The organism is Duganella phyllosphaerae (genome assembly GCF_001758785.1).
Classification (GTDB): Bacteria; Pseudomonadota; Gammaproteobacteria; order Burkholderiales; family Burkholderiaceae_D; genus Rugamonas; species Rugamonas phyllosphaerae.
Map to the genome: position 1 here is coordinate 42,666 of NZ_LROM01000106.1, position 19,721 is coordinate 62,386.

The window sequence follows — 19,721 nt, forward strand, 5'->3', positions numbered from 1 at the left end:
ACAGGCCCCTTTACTGCGCCGCAGCTTGTTCTTTGCGGCGGCGGTGTTCGCCGGCCGGCGCGGTGCCGTCGGCCGCCTTGGTGCCCTGGCGGTGGCCAGTGCCGGCGCCAGGACCGGTACCGGGCAAGGTCACCTTGGCGCCTTCTTTCAGGCGGTCGGCGCCTTCGGTAATGACTTTTTCGCCGGCCTGCAAGCCGCTGGCGATCTGCACTTTATCGACCGTGGCCTCACCGCGCGTGATGCTGCGCATGGTGACGGTCTTGTCTTCCTTGAGCACCCAGACGAAATCGCCCTTGGCGCCGTGGCGCACGGCGTTCACCGGCACCATGACCGCGTCCTTGATGGTGCGCAGTTCCAGCCGCACGTTGACGAACTGGCTCGGGAACAGCGTCGATTTGTCGTTGCCGAAGCGAGCCTTGGCCTTGACGGTGCCGGTCTGGGTATCGACCTGGTTGTCCAGCGCCGCAAACTTGCCGCTGTCGAGGGTATTGGTGCGGGTGCGGTCAAGCGCCAGCGCCGGCAAGGCGGCGTTCTCGTTAATGCGCTGCATCAGGTTCGGCACGCTGTCCTGCGGGATCGCGAATTCCACGTCGATCGGCGACATCTGCGTGATCACGGCGATGCCGGTGGCGTCGCCGGAGCCGACCAGGTTGCCGATATCGACCACGCGCAGGCCCACGCGGCCGGTGATCGGCGCAATCACCCTGGTGTAGCCCAGATTGAGCTTGGCCGTGCCTTCGGCTGCGCGGTCGGTCATGACGGTGCCTTCGAGCTGCTTGACCAGCGCGGCCTGGGTGTCGACGTCCTGGCGCGCGATCGAGTCCTGTTTCAGCAGGGTGTTGTAGCGCTCGAGCGTGAGCTTGGCGTTTTCCAGCTGCGCTTCGTCGCGCTGGCGCTGGCCGCTGGCCTGCAGCAGCGACATTTCGAACTGGCGCGGATCGATCTGCGCCAGCACCTGGCCGGCCTTGACCATCTGGCCTTCCTTGAACAGCACTTTTTGCAGAATGCCGGACACCTGCGGGCGCACCGTGGCGGTGGCGGCGGCAGTGACCGTGCCCAGCGCTTCGAGCGTGACCGGGATGTCGGCTTTTTCAGCCGTGGCCACGCCTACCGTGGTGGCGGGCGCACCGCGACGATTACCACCGGCGCCGCCAGGGCCGCCGGCGCCCGGACCACCGGGACCGGCAGCAGGCGCGCCCGGCATGGGCGCTGCCGGCTGGTGCGTGAGATACCATGCCAGCCCGCCCAACCCTGCCATCGCCGCCACGGCGATCACACCGCCGATGATCTTCGAGCGAGGGCTTTTGGGGCGGCTCAGGGCTGGGTCAAGGTTCGAATCTGGCTTGGCTGGTGTTTCCATTATTGTCCCTGTTGGTATGCTGGTGTATCAGAATGCGTGGACTCTAGCACATGGCCCCTGCCCTGTCAGTGGACTGTGCACGGGCGATACAAACTCGCTACAAAACCGTGGACAATCAAGGACTTCAGTCACATTTCCTTCAACTGGCTTTACATTTCTTTACCTGCGTGACATCGCGCCGATACCGCCGCCCGCGACAATCGCCCCATCGCTTAAACTGCGGCGGCAACGCTGTAAAATGATTTGATGATGACCACCTCACCCGACCTGTCCAGCCCCGCCAATCGCATCCTGCTGGTGGAAGACGATCCGCGCCTGGCCGACATGCTCACCGAATACCTGACGCAAGCGGGCTTTCGCGTCACCCACGCCCCCAACGGGCGCGACGCCGTGGTGCACATCGCCGCCGGCCAGGCCGACGCCGTGATCCTCGACCTGATGCTGCCCGATATGGACGGCCTGGACGTATGCCGCCAGGCGCGCGCAGTCTCCGACGTGCCGGTGCTGATGCTCACCGCGCGCGGCGACGCCATCGACCGCATCGTCGGGCTGGAAATGGGCGCCGACGACTACCTGCCCAAGCCGTTCGAGCCGCGCGAACTGCTGGCCCGCCTGCGCGCCATCCTGCGCCGCCGCGTGGACGTGGGCATGGGCCGCGCCGACCAGCGCGGCGGACCGTCCGCATCCGACGATTTCCTGCGCTTTGGCCGGCTCGAGATCGATTCGGCCGCGCACTCGGCAAAGCTCGACGGCGTGCCGTGCGAGCTGACCGCTTACCAGTTCGACCTGCTGCTGGTGCTGGCGCGCCACGCCGGCCGTGTGCTCTCGCGCGACAGCCTGATGGAGCTGCTCAAGGGCGAACCGATCGAAGCGTTCGATCGCTCGATCGACGTCCACATGTCGCGCATCCGCGCCGCCGTCGAGGACGATCCCAAGAAGCCGCGCCGCATCATCACCGTGCGCGGCGCCGGCTACCTGTTCGCCAAGGTGCAGGATTGAGCGGCGCGGAAGGACCGAAGCCCGGACTGCTCCAGCGCTTCTCGCGCGGGCTGCCGCGGCTGTACTTCAGCTTTTACGTGGCGCTGCTGGTCGTGCTGCTGCTGTTTGCCATCGCCGTGCTGCAATCGTGGGGGCGCTCGGGCGGGCCGCTGGAACGCTCCAATGCTACCCTGTCGCGGGTGATGATGAACGTGCTGGCGCCGCTCGATGCGCCGCACGCCGAGCAGCAGGCCGCGCTCGAACGGGTGGCGGCTGGCCTCAATGCCCACATGACGCTGTATACACGCGACTGGCGCCCGCTGGCCGTGGTCGGCGACCTGATACCGGCGCGCCACTGGCGCCAGCGCGGCATCACCGGCCCGCCGCCGGAATCGTACGTGCGCCTGCCGGACGGCCGCCGCCTGCTCTCGAGCGAGCCGCTCGGCTTCATTCGCCCCAAGGCGGCGCTGCAAAACACCATGCTGATGCTGGCCCTGGTGATCGGCGTGGCGGCGTTTCCGCTGGTGCGCCGGCTCACCAAGCGTCTCGAACGTCTGCAACAGGGCGTGGAATCGCTGGGCGCCGGCGACCTGACTGCCCGCGTAAAAGTGGAAGGCAACGACGAGGTGGCGCGCCTGGCGCAAAGTTTCAATGGCGCCGCCGACAAGATCGAGCAGCTGGTGGGCGCCCACAAAACCCTGCTGGCCAACGCCTCGCACGAACTGCGCACGCCGCTGGCGCGCATCCGCCTGGCGCTCGAACTGATCAAGGACAACGTCGACCCCAAGCGCCGCGCGGGACTTGAACAGGACATTGCGGAGCTGAACGACCTGCTCGACGAAATCCTGCTGGCCAGCCGCCTGGGCGCGCTGACCGACACCACCCAGTACGAAGAGATCGACCTGCTGGCCCTGGCGGCGGAAGAATGCGCACGCTACGACGAGGCGCTGCTCGATGGCGAATCGGCGGTGCTGCAAGGCGACCCGCGCCTGTTGCGCCGCCTGCTGCGCAACCTGCTGGAAAACGCCTACCGCCACGGCGTGCCGCCGGTGCACGTGACCATCGCCGCCGAACAGGGCGTTGCGCGGGTATTGGTATGGGACCAGGGGCCGGGAATCCCGGAAGAGGAATTCGAACGCGTGTTCGAACCGTTCTACCGCCGCCGCAACACCCGCGACAACAGCGGCGCGGGATTGGGACTGGCATTGATCAGGCAAATCGCGCGCCGCCATGGTGGCGAGGCGCGCTGCGCGTTGCGGGGAGGTGGGGGCAGCTGCTTCGAGATTACGTTGCCGCTGCCATCAGCCCGTTGAGCCGTTGAGTCGTTGAGCCGTTGAGTCGTTGAGTCGTTGAGCCGTTGAGTCGTTGAACCGTTGAACCGTTGAGCCGTTGAGCCGTTGCGCCGTTGAGCCGTTGAGCCGTAACGCCGTTGCGCCGTTGCGCCGTTGCGCCGTTGAGCCGTCATCCTCGCGCACGCGGGGATCCATGGAACGTGTAAGCCGCAGCCAGCTCAGACTCAGTATGAATCCCCGCTTTCGCGAGGATGACGGATCAAATGGTGCGGGTTATGAATCCCCGCTTTCGCGAGGATGACGGATCGAATGGTGCGGGTTATGAATCCCCGCTTTCGCGAGGATGACGGAGCGCAGGCTGCGGGTTACTCCGGGTTTTATATTTACGGCACCTCGCACAAGCAGTGCGTAATCACCGTAAACGGCTTGCGCGAGGCCTTGATATCGGCTAGCCACGCCATGTCCTGCGCCACACCATTGGCCGCGCCTGGCGGCAAACCGGTGGCCGCCGTCACACCCAGATTGAGCTTGGCCGACACCGCGTTGGCGATCGATTGTCCCACTGCCTGCGCAGCCGTGCCGCCGAACATACCCAGCACGCGCTCGAACTTGCTGATCTCGCGCTCGATGTACACGATGCGGTATCCGGTCAGCTTGGCGCGCTTGGCGGCCGAGGCCAGGGCGTCGCCGTAGCTGCCCAGGGTATCGACCAGGCCGCGCTCCTTCGCTTGCGCGCCGGTCCAGACGCGGCCTTGCGCCACGGCGTCGATCTTCTCGGGCGTGGTTTTGCGCGCACGGGCAGCGCGCGCGGTGAAGTCGGCGTAGATGTGGTTGACGCTGCCTTGCATTACCTGCACGAAGCGCGGGTCGAGCGGACGCAGTGGATTGTAAGCGTCGCCAAGCCAGGTGGTAGGCTGGCCGGCCGAGTGGATGCCCAGCTTGTCGGCCACTTTTTCAGCCGTTGGCAGGATGGCGAACACGCCGATCGAACCGGTAATCGTGTTCGGTTCGGCGATCACTTCATCGGCCGACATCGAAATCCAGTAACCGCCCGATGCGGCCACGTCGCCCATCGAGACCACCACCGGCTTGCCGGCAGCGCGCGTGAGTTCCAGTTCGCGGCGGATCAATTCCGAAGCGAACGCGCTGCCGCCCGGCGAATCGACGCGCAGCACCACGGCCTTGATGTTCTTGTCTTCGCGCGCGGCGCGTATCAGCTTGGAGGTCGAGTCGCCGCCGATGCTGCCCGGACCGGCCGTACCGTCGCTGATCGAACCCTGGGCGATGACCACGCCGATGGCGTCGCCGGTCATCGGCTCGGACTGGCGCGCCAGGTAATCGTCGAAGCCGACCTGGCGGAAACTCTTGCCTTCGTCGTCGGCGGCGCCGCGCTTGATCATCAGGTCGCGGATTTCATCGCGGGTTTTCAGACCGTCGACCAGCTTGGCCGCCAGCGTGATTTTCGCCAGGTCGCCATTGAACTCGGCCACCTTGGCCGGCAGTTCGTCGATGGTCTTCATGATCTGGCCCTTGGGCAGCTTGCGCGCTTTTTCCACGTTGTCGGTGTAAGAAGTCCACAGGGCGTTGTTCAGGTAGGCGTCGGCTTCCGCTGCCGCCGGCGACGGGCCGTTGGCGATGTAAGGCTCGGCAAAGCTCTTGTAGGTACCCACGCGCATCAGGTTGACGGTGACGCCCAGCTTGTCGAGCGCATCGCGGTAGTAATTGCGATAGCGGCCGTAGCCTTCGATCATCACCACGCCCATCGGGTGCACATACACCTCGTTGGCGTGGGCGGCAACCAGGTACTGGTTCTGGTCATAGTTGGTGCCCCACGCAACGACAGTCTTGCCGGACGCCTTGAAGCGGTCGATGGCCGACGCTATTTCGCGCAGCATGGCCGGGCCACCGCCCTGCATGCCGTCGGTGAGCAGCACCGCGCCACTGATGTTGGCGTCCTTGGCGGCGGTGTCGAGCACCTTGAGCACGTCGCGCAGCTGCAGCATGCGCAGCGCTTCGCCGCCCTGCACGCCAGTCAGCAGGGCGTCGCGCGGATCGACGCTGGTCTGCTCGACCAGTTGGCCCTTGAGGTCCAGCACCAGCGTGGTCTTGGCCGCGATCGGCTTGGCGCCGCCGCCGAAGATGGCAATCGCCAGCACGATCAGCAGCAACAGGAACAGCAGGTTCAGGATGGTGCGGCGACCGGCGTCGAGCATGCGCCAGAAAAAGCTGAAGCCACTGCGAATATAGGAAAACGGTGAACGGGCCATCAAGACTCCATGTGATTGCGAAATTTACAAGCGAAATTTACAGCGATGATACTGCATGTGCGGGCGCTTGCCGAGGGGTGGAAATGAGCATTAACCCGATAAATACCAACAGTCCATTCAATACCAGCAGTTCAAGCCCCAAACGATAGTGTTCGAACAATAAAGCCTGGTTGATATCGACAGCGTAGCAAAGCGCGGGGCCGGCCAGCGCCACCCACGGCACCCAGCGGTCGCGCACTGCACGCTGCGTCAGCAGCCCGAACGCGAACAATCCGAGCAGCGGTCCATACGTGTAGCCAGTGAGCTTGAGCACCAGGCCCACCATGCTGGCGTTGTCTATCCATTTGAACAGCAGCACCAGCAGCAGGAACAGCGCGCAAAAGCCCAGGTGCACGCGGTGACGGATGCGTACCCGGTCGGCCTCCACCAGGTCGGAGCGGCGCTCGATGCCGAGGATGTCGAGGCTGAAGGTCGACGTAAGCGCGGTCATGGCGCCGTCCGCGCTGGGAAACAGCGCCGATACCAGGCCGATGAAAAACAGCAGTTGCAGCGCCGCTGGCATGTGGCCCATCACCACCGCCGGGAACAGCTTGTCGCCGGCAGCGGTAATGCCCACGGTCGGCGCATACAGCGACAGCAGGCCGCCGAGGAACATGAACAGCACCAGCACGGCCGTCAGAATCACGGTCAGCACCAGCATGTTCTTTTGCGAGTCGCGCAGGGTCTCGATCGAGATATTTTTTTGCATGGTCTCCTGGTCCATGCCGGTCATGGCCAGCACGATGAAGAAACCGGCCAGCACCTGCTTCCAGAAGTTGGCCGGGCTGTCGATATCGCTGGTGATCCAGCGCGTGAGACCCGCATCATGCAGGCGCGCCAGGCTCTCGAGCGGCCCGATGTTCATTTCGTGCAGCAGCCAACCGGTGCAGGCCAGCAGGCCAATCACCATGCCGGCCGTTTGCAGTGTATCGGTCCAGACGATGGTTTTCACGCCGCCTTCAAACGTGTAGAGCAGGATCATCGCCAGGATCACGATGGTGGTGAGCCAGAACGGCACGCCGAGGCTCTCCAGTATGGTGATCTGCAGGATATTGACCACCAGGTACAGCCGCGCCGAAGCGCTGAGCAGGCGCGAAAGAATGAAGAACGCCGCCCCGCTGCGATAGGCGCCGCCACCGAGCCGCACGTCGAGGTAATGGTAGATCGACGTCAGCTTCAGGCGGTAATACAGCGGCAGCAGGATCAAGGCGACGGCGATGTAGCCGAGCACATAGCCCAGGATCACCTGCAAGTAGCCGAAGCCCCCTGCCCCCACCGCCCCCGGCACGCTGATGAACGTCACGCCCGACAGCGTGGTGCCCACCATGCCGAACGCCACCACCATCCAGTTGCTGCGCTTGTTGCCGATGAAGAAGCTGGCGTTGTTGGCGTGACGCGACGTGCGCCACGCCACGGCCAGCAGCAGGGCAAAATACGCGAACACCAGGCAGAACAGGGGTACGGCAGACATGGGCATATCCGGACCAACATCCGGCAAAATTCGACAGGGCGACAATATACACCCCCATCGCCCTGCCGATGCATGCCGGCTCTCCCTCACGCATCAGAACTTGTACGTCGCCCCCACAAAATACCGCCGCCCCGACCAGGCCAGCTCATTTCTGCGCTCTTTCGAGCCCGAGTTCAGGTACTGGGCCTCGTCGGTCAGGTTCTTGCCCTCCACCGACAAGGTCAGATTCTCCGTCACGCGGAACTGCAGCTTGGCGTCGAGGTAGCCCACCGCTTCCGCGTAAACGGGGAGCGAGGCGTTGGCGTCCACCGTGCCGGTGTAATAGCTGTCGCGGTAGTTGTAGGCCAGGCGCGCGTTCCACTGGCCCAGGTCGTACCACACGCCGACGTTATAGCTATTGCGCGACATGCCAGGGTACGGCAGCACGGTGTTGTCGAGCGGGTTGAGCAGTTCTTTGCCGGTAGCGTACGAGAACGTCATGCGCGTGTAGTTGGCGTCCAGGCCCAGGCCGCCGAAGGCGCCCGGCAGCATGGTCAGCGCGGTGCGGCCGGCCAGCTCCCAGCCCTTGGTCACTGCGCCCTCGCTGTTGATCGAGGTTTTCAGATCCCAGCGCTGGCCGTTGCTGAACACGTCCACGCCCGGCAGGATGACGTCGTTCTGGATATAGCTGCTGATGTCCTTGCGGAAGAACGCCAGCGACAGCTGCGAATCGCGCGACGGATACCATTCCACGCTCACGTCCTTGTTGGTGGCGCGGAACGGTTTGAGGTTGACGTTGCCGCCGGTGCAGTCGTCGGCGCTGCCGTCGCCGCCGAATTGCGACAGGCCGCTGTTGGCGATGCAGTTGACGGTGGGCGTCAAGCGGTCGATGAACGGGCGCGCCATCACCTTGCCCCAGCCCAGGCGGGCCACCAGCGTGTTCGGCACGAACCAGGCAGCCAGGTTAAAGCTCGGCAGCGTGTCGCTGTACTTGTTGCGCACCGTGACGATGTCATTGGCCAGCACAGTTTCCACGCGCGCATTGGTGGTCGGGTTGCTCGAGTAGGCGCGGAACGAGCGCAGGCCGGTGGCGCGCGTTTCGGTGCCGGCATAGCGCAGGCCGATATTGCCATCGAGCGCCACGCCGTACAGTTCGTGCTCGAAGTCGGCGCGCACGTAGAACGCCTTGATTTTCTCTTCGACGGCAAACTGCGGCGGCATCGCATACGATTTGCCGTCGCTGCCGATGGAGTTGCGCAGCAGGTCGTGGTTGTAGCGGCTCAGGTCGAAATACTGGGCGGAGTTGGCAAAGCTGGGCGCGGTCCAGCCGTTCGGGTAGCCGGACAGGCCATCGTAGCCATTCAGGAACGAACCCGGCGTGTTGGTGCGGATCGCGTCCACCAGTTGCTGCATCTGCGTGCCGCTCACGTAGCGCGTGGTGTTGTTGGCGGTCAGGCCGGTGCCGTAGACGGTGGCGCCGCCGTTGCGCAGCACGCCCGAGTTGTTGAGCGGATCGAAAATGATTTCGTGGCGCACTTCGGGGCTGCGCACGGTCACGTCGTCGGCCGTGGTGTTGGGATCGCCGCCAGCCAGGTAACCGGTCCAGCGGTATTGCTCGGACGTGGACTTGCGGCCCTGGCCGCCGAAGTGCAAGGTCGTCAGGAACGGCATGTCGGGCCGGTACTTGAGGTCGAGCTTGACCTGGTCTTCGCCGTTGTCGGTAAACGACGGCTGGTATTGCGAAATGATGCGGGTGTAAACATTGCTGTTGTTCGGGTCGAAGCCGGCCGGGAACGTAAACTTCGGCAAGCCCTGCTGGTCGAAATTGACCCGCAAGCCGGGCACATTGGCCTCCATCACGATGTTGTTGGTATTGAGCTCGTAGTACGAACTGGTCTTCGCCACCAGGCCTTCGGCCGACCAGTCGCCGCTTTTCCAGTTGAAGCCGCCCGAACGGTAGTCGGACTTGATGTTGAGCGCGAAATCGCGCGCGGCCGTACTGAAGTTGTACGAGGCGCCCTCGCCCGCCACGTTCTGGCAGGTGCCGGACAGGAACGACGTCATCACGTGGTTGTTAAAACTCATGCCGGCCGGGGTAACGCCGGCCGCCGGTTCGGCGCAGGACGCTGCGGGGGTGGCCAGCGGCGCACCGTTGGCGCCAAGGTTGTTGGCATAAACGGGCGCCACGCCCGAGGTCGAAAACCGCTTGATGGAACCGAAGTCGGTCACATAGTTGCGGTCGTTGAGCATCTGCTTCTGGTTGTTCCGGTTGTAGCGGCCCCAGACATTGAAGTTGTTGTCGATCTTGTACTGGGCGGTGAGTTCGGCGCTGGAGCGGTTGTGGTCGCGGGTCCAGATGCCGTAGCGCGGCACGCCGGGTGAATAGTCGAACCACTGGCTGTCGCAGGCGGTCCTGTCGGCGCCAGCGAGGGCCGCGCAACCGCCTTTGTCGTTGACCGCCGCCGCGCGCGGGTTGAGGCTGGTATTGGTCTTGTCGGGCGACTGGTCCCAGTCGCGGAAGTAGCGCCAGTTACTGTTGCGCACGTAATCGTTTTGCGTATAGACCTTGTCGTAGACCAGGTTGGCCATCAGGCCCAGCCGGCCGTCGAGGAACTTGTCGGCCAAGAGCAGGCTGCCGCGCGGCTGGGCGCCGCCGCGGCTGCTGCTTTGCTCGCCTTCGAGCTTGACCACCACCGTGCGTTCCTTGAAGTCGAGTGGCAAATTGGTCTTGATGCTGACGGTGCCGCCGATGCCGCCCTCGGTCTGATCGGCGGTCACGCCCTTGTACACGTCGATCGACTTGATCAGCTCGGCCGGCAGTTCGCGCAATTCGGCGCCGCGCCCGGCGGTACCATTGGTGCTGAGCACCGACAGGCCGTTGATCTCGATACGGTTGAGGTTGGCCTCCACGCCGCGGATATTGACTTGCGAGCCCTCGCCGAAGTCGCGCGACAGCTGCACGCCGGTCACGCGCGAGAGCGCCTCGCCGACGTTCTTGTCGGGGAATTCGCCGATATCCTCGGCGACGATGGAATCGACCACCGTGGCGGCGTTCTTCTTGCGGTCGATGGCGCCGGCCACCGATTGGCGGGTGCCGGAAACCACCACCACGCTGTCGGGTTGCGCGGTATTCGGCGTTGTTTGGGCCAGTGCCTGCGGCGTGGCCAGGAGGGCAAGCGCGCTGGCGACGGCGCCAGCGATGACGGTGGAACGAGGCAAAGGCATGATGTCTCCCAAAATCGTTGTTGTTTTGGATATGTGTCCTGCCTGACCATCTTAGGAGAAGAAACTTCCTGAAAATCCCGGACCAGCCAAACAGTCACCGACTTGACTTTTTGAAAAGCCAGTCGTTGGGAGCATGCAACATGCAACGTGTCGCTACATCCGGTCCAGCAACTGCTGCTCGGCCCGCTCGCTGAGCACCAGCACCAGCTTCAGCCGCGCCCGCGTCATGCCCACGAACAGCTTGCGCAGCACGCGGTCGTCGATGCGCTCGAAATCGATCTCGGTAAAAATGATGGCCGGCGCCGACTGCCCCTTGAAGCGGTACACGGTTTCGGCCAGCAGCCCGCCGGGCCGGTATTCGGGCGTGCCGAACAGGTCGTATTCGCCGGTGAATGATTTCAGCGTGTGGGCGTCGCTCAGCTGATCCAGGTGCAGGAGCACCGAGTTGTCGCGGCCGCGGAACGAGGCGATCGCGATGTCGTGGCGGGCGAAGCCGGCGGCCAGGCAGCTGGTCACCGCGCGCCGGGTTTGCGCCAGCATGGCGTCGGTATCGCCGTCCGGATACGTCAGCTCCTCGATGTCGGCGCCACGGAACGGGCTACCCGCCTCCACCGGCTCGCGCACGGCGCCGATCGAGGTCAGCATGTCGATGATCTGGCGCGGGCTGCGGTAGTTGGTGTCCGAGTGCAAAGTCACCCAGCCTGGCAGCGGTACCGGTTCGCGGCCGTACAGGTTCTGGTTGGGGTCTTCCAGCCAGATCGCCCGTCCCTCGGGCTTCAACATGCGCAGCAGGATGTCGCGCCAGGCCGGCGAGAAATCCTGGCCTTCATCGACGATCAGCACGTCGTAGCGCCACTCCGGCGGCAGCTCGGACGCGGTCATGCGCGCTTCGATCCGGTCCCAGACGTCGGGCGCGGTGTAGTCGGGAATTTGTCCCTGGGCGCGGGCGAAGGCGTCGCTGAGCATGTGGAACGACGTGACGCGCCCGCCAGCGGGCACCAGTTTTTCGATATGGTCGGCCAGCGGCCGGTTGTAGCACACGTACAGCGGTTTCAGGCCGGCGTCGATGGCGTCGCTGTATTCTGCCAACGCCAGCTGGGTCTTGCCACTGCCGGCCGTGCCTTTGATGTGCAGCCGAAACGGCGCAAACTCGAGCCGGCGCGCCCACGTGGACAGCCCGCCCGACAGGCGCGCCACCAGGCCGGCGGCGTTGCCGATCATCGAGCTCGGATCGGGCCGCAGGCTGAGCATGTTCGAGAGAAAACGCGTGACCTTGTCGAACTTGTCGCCGGGCGGCGCGCCATCGACCGGCAAGGTCTCGCGGATTACCTGCGCCAGCTTGCCCCTGTTGCTGGCGTCGATGATGTGGCGCGGGTCGATGCCCGCCTGGTTCGGGTTGCGTACCGTGTAGTCGGGGCAGTACAGCAGGTAATCGATCGACAGCTCGCTGCCGAAGCGCTCGGTCAGCCCCTTGATCGAGCGCATGATGTGGTTGGCCACCTTGCGCGGCTTGCCCTCGTAATTGCGGATCAGGCCGTCGGCGGTTTCGCTGAGGAAGCCCGACTTTTGCTCGATCAGCAGCAGCCGGCCATTGGGCGCGACCAGGATGAAGTCGATCTCGCCGTACACCGAGAACCCCTTTTCCACGTTGGTCCAGTGCACGCCGTGGTACACGCGATATGGCAGGTCGGCCAGCGTGGCCTCGAGGTAGGACAGGGTTTCGATTTCGCGCGCGGCGGTGCCGGTGACGGACATTTCCTGCCAGCCGGTAGGGTGTATGTGGGCCATGGAGGGTGAACGGTCAATGGAAAAATCCATTGTATGACAAGCCACCCAGGATTCCGTTCGCCCGGGGTATGATGCGGCCATGAACTCTGAAAAACTTGCTTTGCTGGTCACGCGCGAGATGCCGTATGGGAAATACAAGGGGCGCAAGCTGGCGGATTTGCCTGGGCATTACCTGGGCTGGTTTGCGCGCGAAGGCTTTCCCTCCGGGGAATTGGGGGCGTTGATTGCCTTGATGTACGAGCTTGATCATAACGACTTGCGCAGCCTGCTCGATCCCCTGCGCCCCACACGCTAGGCAGTGAGCCTGGCAAACTCGCCGCTGGCGACCAGCGCCTGCAACTCGCTGGCGCCGCCAATCAGCACGCCATTGATGAACACCAGCGGGAACGTGGTCCAGCCGCTCCATAGCTTGAGCGCCAGCCGTGGCCGCCATTGTGAAAAATAATTGCCGTAGCTCAGATACTGGTAAGGCACGCGAAGGCCGTCGAGAATCTTGCGGGCCTTGCGCGGAAACGGGTTGAACCCCATGCCCACCACCACGATCTGGTGGGCGGCCACGGCAGCCTCGACTTCGGCCACCAGGTCGCGGTGGTAATTGTCCACCGTGCCACGGATGGCGGGATGAATGCGGGCGTGGTCCAGGATGTGACGGCTCATTGCGGCTACCTCGTGATTATTCAGGCCCACAGGGTAACCGCAACGCGCCGTCACGCATAGGCTTACAGGTCCAGTTTGCTGATCTTGGTGCCTTCCAGGCTCAGGTTCGCCATCAGGCCGGCATTGGTCAGCACCAGCGCCTGCACCGGGCTGTTGATGGCATTGGTGGCCACCTCGCCATTGGCGCCCACGTTGATTACCGCGACCGAGCCGTCGACGCCGGCGGTCCAGCCACGACTGTTGCGGAACTTGTCGAGTGCATCGCGGCTCATGAACAGGATCACCACGGCCTTCGACTGGGCGCCGGCCTGGAAGCCGACCGACAAGCTGGTCATGCTGTAGTAGTTGACGGTCTGGCCACCGGTACGCAGCACGCCACGGCCATATTCGCCGCCCACCACCAGGCCGGCCGCCAGTACATTGGGAAACACCAGCACGCCATTGGCCTTGCGCACCAGCTCGCGCGAGCCCTTGACTTCCTTGTACAGGCGTTCGAGCGTGTCGTACGCGCCGCGCTCGATATCGGACTTGACGGCCGCCGGCTCGGTCCTGACGGCGCCGCCAGTGTGCGTGGTGGTGGTGCAACCGCTCAGCGCCAGGCCGGCCAGCGCCAGCGTGGCGGCAGCAGTGGCGCGCATCAGAAAGCTTGGAACGCTCGATGTTTGCATGTGATTCCCCTTGGGTCAGTAGGCCTTGCGGCAACAGTGCAGGTCGATTCTGTCACTTTTGCGGCGTGCGCGCCAGCAGCGCACAAGCTGTACCGTAAGCATGCGGAACAATGTACCAATACCGCTACGGCAAGGTCTCGAAGGCCAGGCGCTTGCCCTCGTGCAGCATGGCAGCGAAGTCGGCTTCGGGCACCGGTGGGCTGAACAGGTAACCCTGCAACTGGTCGCAACCGAGCTCGCGCAGGAAGCGCATCTGCTCCGGCGTTTCCACGCCTTCGGCGACGATTTCCTGGCGCAATTGCTGGGCCATGGTGACGATGGCGCGGGCGATGGCGCAATCGTTTTCCTCGAAGGGCAAGCCGATCACGAACGAGCGGTCGATCTTGAGCGTGCTGATCGGGAATTTCTTCAGATAGGCCAGGCTCGAGTAACCGGTGCCGAAGTCGTCCAGCGCCAGCGACATGCCCATCGCCACCAGCTCGTTCATGATGGCCACCACGTGCTCGGTGCCGCGCACCAGCAGGCTCTCGGTGATTTCCAGGTTGAGCTGCTCGGGCTGTACGCCGTGGCGTTCCAGCACGGCGGCAATGCGGGCCGGCAGGCCGGCGTCGAACTGGCGCGCCGACAGGTTGATGGCGATCGGCGGCATGCTCAATCCAGCCGCGCGCCAGGCGCTGATCTGGCGGCACGCGTGTTCCAGCACCCAGGCGCCGAGGTCGAGGATCAGGCCGCTCTCCTCGGCCACCGGGATGAACACGGCCGGCGTCATCAAGCCGCGCTCCGGGTGGCGCCAGCGCAGCAGCGCCTCGGCGCCGACGATGCGGCCGCTGCGCAAGCTCACCTTGGGCTGGTAGTACAGCGCCAGCTCGTCGTTGCCGATCGCGTGGCGCAGCTCGCTTTCGATGCGCAGATGTTCCTTGGCGCGCCGGTTCATCTCTTCGCTGTAGAACAGGAAGCCCGCTTCGATGTTCTGCGCGGCGCGGCCCATGGCCACGTCGGCATAGCGGATCAGGGTGGGCACGTCGTGGCCGTCGTCGGTGTACACGGCGATGCCGATGTGGCCGCCCACTTGCAGGCTGTGCGACGCCACACGGATCGGCGCGGCCAGCGAGGCCAGCAGTTTTTGCGCCACCACGGCGGCATGCTCGCGCTTTTCGATGTTGAACAGCGCCACGGCAAACTTGTGGCCGTCGAGCCGCGCCAGCACGTCGGCCTCGCGCAGCGACAGCTTGAACAGGCGGCCGATCTCGCACAGCAGCTCGTTGCCGATGTCGGTGCCCAGTGTGTCGCTGATGGCGCCCACGCGGGTGATCTCGATCACCAGCATGGCGCCGTGCGCCTTGGTGCGCTTGCTTTCCATCAGCGCATGTCCGACCAGCTGGGTCAGCAGGCACAGGTTGGGCAGGCCGGTGAGCGGGTCGTAATTGGCCATGCGCTGCATGCGCGCTTCGGCATCCTTGTGCTCGCTGATATCGGAAAACAGCGAGAACGTGTGGCTCACTTCGCCATTGGCGTCGCGCACCGCGCTGATCGTCACCGACTGCGGGAACAGTTCGCCATTCTTGCGCTTGCCGATGATCTCGCCGCGCCAAGGTCCGGCGCCGCGCATGGCCGCGCGCACCTTGGCGCGAAATTCCGGGCTGTGCACGCCGGAGCGCAGCAAGTCCGGGGTCTGGCCGATCGACTCTTCCGGCGAATAGCCGGTAATGCGGGTAAACGACGAATTGATCGAGACGATGCGTTCGTTGGCGTCGGTAATCAGCACGCCCTGGTCGCTGTCTTCGATGATGCGCGCGTGCAGGTTGAGCTTGTCGTTCGGGGTGAGCGCCTGGTCGATGCGCGTCAATTGCACCAGCATGCCGGACGGCTCGCCGGCCTCGTCGTGGCGCAGGAAGATGTGCAGCCGCACCCAGATCACCTGGCCATCCTTGCGCCGGCGCCGTACCTCGGCGCGCACGCCGACTTTGCCGTCGAGCTCGGAGGCCAGCTCGACGATGCTGCCGTCCTCGTCGCCGAGGGCCTCGGGCGTGTACAGGAACAGCACGTGGCGGCCCAGCGCCTCCTCGGCGGTGTAGCCGAACATTTGCACGGCGCCGGGGCTCCAGGCGGTGAGATAACCGGTCAGGTCCAGTTCCAGCACGGCGCGGTCGTCGGCCAGCACGGAGGGCGTCATCAGCGCGCGGGCCTCGTCCAGCGTGGCCTGCAGGCTGGCCAGCGTGTGCGCCAGCGCCTCGCCCTGTTCGGCACGGGCCCGCTGGCTCAGCGCCAGGCAGCGCTCGATGGCGTCAAGCATGGTGCGCCCCTTGGCCCAGCGCCACCGACTGCATCCACACGTAGGCTTCCACCATCACGCGGTTGAACTGTCCGCCGTCGAGTTTGATGGCGGCCAGTGCGCGCGCCAGCGCCGCATGGTCGTCGCGCTCGGCCACCTCCACCATGGTCAGCAACTGGCCCAGTTCGCCATCGTGGTCGAGCAGCGCACGGGCAATGGCGTCGCTGATGGTGAGCGGCTTGAGCACATCGGGCAAGCTCATGCCGAACAGCACACCCAGCAAGGAAAACATGCCAACCATGAAGGCCATTTCCTGCTGGTTCTTGTTCAGGCCGGTCTCTTGGGCCAGCAATTCCATGGCCCGGGCCCGCACCGACACCCGCGCCAGCAACATCGGCGAGCGGCGGTCGCCCTCGCGCGACGAAAACAGCATCAGGTTGAGCCAGCGCCGCAACTGGGCGCGGCCGAGGATCAGGATAGCCTGCGCAAAGCTGGTCACGCGGCGCCCGCCGCCCGCATTGGCGCCGATCGCCAGCGAATTGACGAGTTTCAGAAGGTGGTAGGACAGCGTGGGATCCTGGCGCAGCACGGCTTCGATCTCATGGGTGTCGGCATCGGTCGCCACCAGTTGCACCAGCTGCATGGCCAGCGCGCGCGAGGCCACTTGCGCGTCCGCCGGCTTCGGCGGCGGCGCCATGAACCACTCGCCGATCAACCACTGCACGCCTGGCGCCGGTGGCAGTTGCTGCGGGTCGTCCAGTCGCTGCAAGCAGGCCGGATCGAGCGCCTGCCAGCCGGCCCGGTCCAGCGCCGCGCCGGCATCTGGCTGCCCGTTGCGATACAGGCAGCGCATGCCGGCTGCGGCCAGGTCATGCATTAACGATGCCGGCAACGATGGCGGCAGCGAAGGTACGGTTGCTGCCGGTGCGCCCAGGTCGAGCAGCAAGGCTGCCGGTTTGCCGTGGCGGTCGGCCAGCGGGTGCAACAATACGGGCGGAGTGGCGATCAACGCGGTCATCTACATGATCCAGCAGGGGTTGGTTATCCTGCTATGGTACCCTGAAATTATTGGCATTGGTCAACATTGTATGACCATAGTTGCAATCTTGCTCCGTCTGCATTGCGGCATATCAGCCGGGTAATGCGTGGTGGGGCAAATGTTGCACCAGGCGCTCGGCCAGTTTGGCGGCGCGCATGCGCGCGATCCACCAGTTGAGTGCGGCGCCGTTCTCGCCGGTGCGCCAGGCCAGGTAAAACGTTTCGTCCGGCTTGGGCTCGGCCACCTGCTTTTCCACCAGCAGGCCGGCGGCAATCGCGGCGCGCGCGCACGGCTCGGGCAGGAAGCCGAAGCCGACCCCGGCGAGCTGGTATTGCAGCTTGGTTTTCATGTCCGGCACGCTCAGCGTATCTTGCCCCAGCAGCAAGCCCACCGTGCGCGGCGCCATGCGCCGGGCCGAATCGGCCACGCTCACGGCGCGGTATTGCTGCAAGTGCGAGCGGTCGAGCTTGCCTTCGACGGCCGCCAGCGGATGATGGGGCGCTACCGCGAACACAAAACCGATCTTGCAGATCGGCTCGGATACATAACCGCCGCCGGCCGGGCCGTCGCCGGCCACGCCGACCAGCAAATCGGCGCGTCGGTCGAGCAGCGCTTCCCAGGTACCGGACAGGGCTTCCTGCACCACGCGCAGCCGGGTCTGCTGGGCCACGTCGTAAAAGGCCGTCACATCCTCGAAGAACATGCAGGCCGAAAACATCGAATCGCTGCCGATGGCCAGCTCGGTCTCCCAGCCCGATGCAACCCGCCGTACCCGGTGTTCGAGATCCAGGGCCGCCTTGAGCAGGTAGCGCCCTTCCTTGAGCAACTCGGCGCCGGCGGCGGTGAGCACCACGCGCGGACCGTTGCGTTCGAACACCTGCACGCCAAGGTCATCCTCGAGCTTGCCGACCGTATACGAGATGGTGGACGGTACGCGGTGCAGTTCCTTGCCGGCGGCGGAAAACGAACCACGGCGGTCGATGGCGTCAACAATTTGCAGGGCTTCCAGGCTTAATCTGAGCATTCGATTTTTTCGATAGTAGAGGGGTAATTTTTCCGTTTTTTAAAACGCGAACACAGGTCTATACTTTGATTCATGGATGCAGCGATAGTGAAGCAAACGAACAGAAACAGCGTTCAAAATTATCGCACATTAATTAATCACACAAGAAATGGAGCCCTATCATGTTGCAAATTCGTAAAAGTGAAGCCCGCGGTGCCGCCAACCATGGTTGGCTCGATTCCAAACACAGCTTCTCGTTCGGCAGCTACCACGATCCCGACCATGTCGGCTTCGGCCCACTGCTGGTGATCAACGAAGACCGCGTGCAAGGCAGCCAGGGTTTCGGCACCCACGGCCACCGCGATATGGAAATCATCTCGTACGTACTGAGCGGCGCGCTCGAGCATAAAGACAGCATGGGCACCGGTTCGGTCCTGCACTACGGCGACGTCCAGCGCATGAGCGCCGGCACCGGTGTCCGTCACAGCGAGTTCAACCATAATGCCGACGAGAAAGTGCACTTCCTGCAAATCTGGATCCAGCCTAACCAGGTCGGTATTCCACCGAGCTACGAAGAAAAGAACTTCACCGTCGAGAGCAAGCTGGGCAACCTGCGCCTGATCGCTTCCAGCGACGGCCGCGAAGGCTCGGTGCTGATTCACCAGGATGCGTCGATTTACGCTTCCATCCTGCGCAGCGGTGATGCACTGGAGCACAAGCTGGCAGCCGGCCGCAGCGCTTATGTCCACGTGATCCGTGGCGGCGTGACGGTGAACGGCACCGCGCTCAAAGGCGGCGACGCCCTCAAGCTGACGGCCGAGAACCTGGTGACGCTGGGTAATGCCACCGATGCGGAAGTATTGGTCTTCGATTTACCCAACTAAGGGTAACCACCGGGCAAGAAATATTTTTCCGCCAGGTTTGGTATGATGAAGGGCGCGCCGGGTCTGTCAGAACAGCCCGGCGCGCCTTTTTTACGTTACTTGAACAAGAATAGAGAAAGTTATGTCGCTGAGCGCAGAAATCCCGGTCCAGGATGAACTGGACTATATGACCTCGTGCGCGCTCCCTACCCCGTGGGCGCAGTTCACCTTGCACGCTTTTGTAGAGAAGGCAACGGGCAAGGAACACCTGGCCATGGTACTGGGCGACATCAGCAACGGCGAACCGGTGCTGGCGCGCGTGCATTCCGAGTGCCTAACCGGCGACGTGCTGTTCTCGCAGCGCTGCGATTGCGGCGCCCAGCTCGAAGGCGCGCTCAAGCGCATCGCCGACGAAGGCAGCGGCGTGCTGCTGTACCTGCGCCAGGAGGGCCGCGGCATCGGCCTGGTCAACAAGATCCGCGCCTACCGCCTGCAGGAAGCCGGCGCCGACACGGTACAGGCCAACGAACAGCTGGGCTTCAAGCCCGACCAGCGCACCTATGGCCTGGTCAAGCCGATGCTCGACCAGTTCGACGTGAAAAGCCTGCGGCTGATGACCAATAATCCGCGTAAGATCGACGCCATGACCAAGCTCGGCATCGAAGTGGCTGAACGCGTGCCGCTGCTGGTGAACCGCAATGCCTTCAACCAGCATTACCTCGACACCAAGGCCGCCAAGCTCGGACACATGATGAAGCCGCTCACACCGGCGCCGGTGGAAGACGGCGCGCTGTAGGATCCCGCTGTGGGATCCAAGTAT

General features: G+C 64.2%; 15 protein-coding genes. 5 read left to right on the plus strand and 10 right to left on the minus strand.

What is annotated here, in order from left to right; genetic code table 11:
• Positions 1 to 10 precede the first annotated feature (10 nt).
• The gene (locus DUPY_RS19180; RefSeq protein ID WP_070250153.1) at positions 11 to 1,360 is read right to left on the minus strand and encodes an MdtA/MuxA family multidrug efflux RND transporter periplasmic adaptor subunit; all 1,350 of its coding nucleotides are present in this window, start codon (positions 1,358 to 1,360) and stop codon (positions 11 to 13) included.
• Between the two features lie 249 nt (positions 1,361 to 1,609).
• Between DUPY_RS19180 and DUPY_RS19185 the strand changes: the two genes are divergently transcribed.
• Positions 1,610 to 2,359: a response regulator gene (locus DUPY_RS19185; protein WP_070250240.1), complete on the plus strand. Its 750-nt coding sequence runs from the start codon at positions 1,610 to 1,612 to the stop codon at positions 2,357 to 2,359.
• Complete coding sequence (locus DUPY_RS19190) at positions 2,356 to 3,651, plus strand: sensor histidine kinase (protein WP_084640802.1); 1,296 nt, start codon at positions 2,356 to 2,358, stop codon at positions 3,649 to 3,651. The genes DUPY_RS19185 and DUPY_RS19190 overlap by 4 nt, the downstream gene beginning before the upstream one ends.
• Positions 3,652 to 4,013: 362 nt before the next feature.
• On the opposite strand, the gene sppA is transcribed toward DUPY_RS19190, so the two are convergent.
• The 4 genes from sppA to DUPY_RS19210 form a co-directional block, all read right to left on the minus strand.
• Positions 4,014 to 5,897 (minus strand): signal peptide peptidase SppA, encoded by a 1,884-nt coding sequence (gene sppA / locus DUPY_RS19195; RefSeq protein ID WP_070250155.1) that lies wholly within the window; start codon positions 5,895 to 5,897, stop codon positions 4,014 to 4,016.
• 37 nt (positions 5,898 to 5,934) lie between these two features.
• Positions 5,935 to 7,407, minus strand: coding sequence for a sodium:solute symporter (locus tag DUPY_RS19200; RefSeq protein WP_070250157.1), 1,473 nt, complete (start codon positions 7,405 to 7,407; stop codon positions 5,935 to 5,937).
• Positions 7,408 to 7,500: 93 nt separating this feature from the next.
• A complete protein-coding gene (locus DUPY_RS19205) occupies positions 7,501 to 10,611 on the minus strand; it encodes a TonB-dependent receptor (RefSeq protein ID WP_070250159.1) in 3,111 nt (1,036 codons plus the stop codon).
• Between the two features lie 153 nt (positions 10,612 to 10,764).
• Entirely contained in the window at positions 10,765 to 12,399 is a 1,635-nt protein-coding gene (locus DUPY_RS19210) for an ATP-binding domain-containing protein (RefSeq protein WP_070250161.1), read from the minus strand.
• 79 nt (positions 12,400 to 12,478) lie between these two features.
• Here DUPY_RS19210 and DUPY_RS19215 point away from each other — a divergent pair, with 79 nt between their 5' ends.
• Complete coding sequence (locus tag DUPY_RS19215; protein WP_070250163.1) at positions 12,479 to 12,694, plus strand: DUF3820 family protein; 216 nt, start codon at positions 12,479 to 12,481, stop codon at positions 12,692 to 12,694.
• Here the strand turns inward: DUPY_RS19215 and DUPY_RS19220 are convergent.
• The 5 genes from DUPY_RS19220 to DUPY_RS19240 form a co-directional block, all read right to left on the minus strand.
• Positions 12,691 to 13,056, minus strand: a complete 366-nt coding sequence (locus DUPY_RS19220) for a glutaredoxin (RefSeq protein ID WP_070250165.1) — start codon at positions 13,054 to 13,056, stop codon at positions 12,691 to 12,693. The genes DUPY_RS19215 and DUPY_RS19220 overlap by 4 nt on opposite strands.
• A 62-nt stretch (positions 13,057 to 13,118) precedes the next feature.
• Positions 13,119 to 13,724, minus strand: coding sequence for a BPSL1445 family SYLF domain-containing lipoprotein (locus tag DUPY_RS19225; RefSeq protein WP_070250166.1), 606 nt, complete (start codon positions 13,722 to 13,724; stop codon positions 13,119 to 13,121).
• Positions 13,725 to 13,848: 124 nt separating this feature from the next.
• Entirely contained in the window at positions 13,849 to 16,017 is a 2,169-nt protein-coding gene (locus DUPY_RS19230) for a putative bifunctional diguanylate cyclase/phosphodiesterase (protein WP_070250167.1), read from the minus strand.
• Entirely contained in the window at positions 16,010 to 17,014 is a 1,005-nt protein-coding gene (locus DUPY_RS19235) for an EAL and HDOD domain-containing protein (RefSeq protein WP_070250168.1), read from the minus strand. The genes DUPY_RS19230 and DUPY_RS19235 overlap by 8 nt, the downstream gene beginning before the upstream one ends.
• A gap of 112 nt (positions 17,015 to 17,126) precedes the next feature.
• Positions 17,127 to 18,059, minus strand: a complete 933-nt coding sequence (locus DUPY_RS19240; RefSeq protein ID WP_070250170.1) for a LysR family transcriptional regulator — start codon at positions 18,057 to 18,059, stop codon at positions 17,127 to 17,129.
• Positions 18,060 to 18,220: 161 nt separating this feature from the next.
• Between DUPY_RS19240 and DUPY_RS19245 the strand changes: the two genes are divergently transcribed.
• Both DUPY_RS19245 and ribA read left to right on the plus strand, forming a co-directional pair.
• Positions 18,221 to 18,922, plus strand: a complete 702-nt coding sequence (locus tag DUPY_RS19245) for a pirin family protein (protein ID WP_070250172.1) — start codon at positions 18,221 to 18,223, stop codon at positions 18,920 to 18,922.
• Between the two features lie 121 nt (positions 18,923 to 19,043).
• Positions 19,044 to 19,697 (plus strand): GTP cyclohydrolase II, encoded by a 654-nt coding sequence (gene ribA / locus DUPY_RS19250; protein WP_070250174.1) that lies wholly within the window; start codon positions 19,044 to 19,046, stop codon positions 19,695 to 19,697.
• The last annotated feature ends 24 nt before the right edge of the window (positions 19,698 to 19,721 follow it).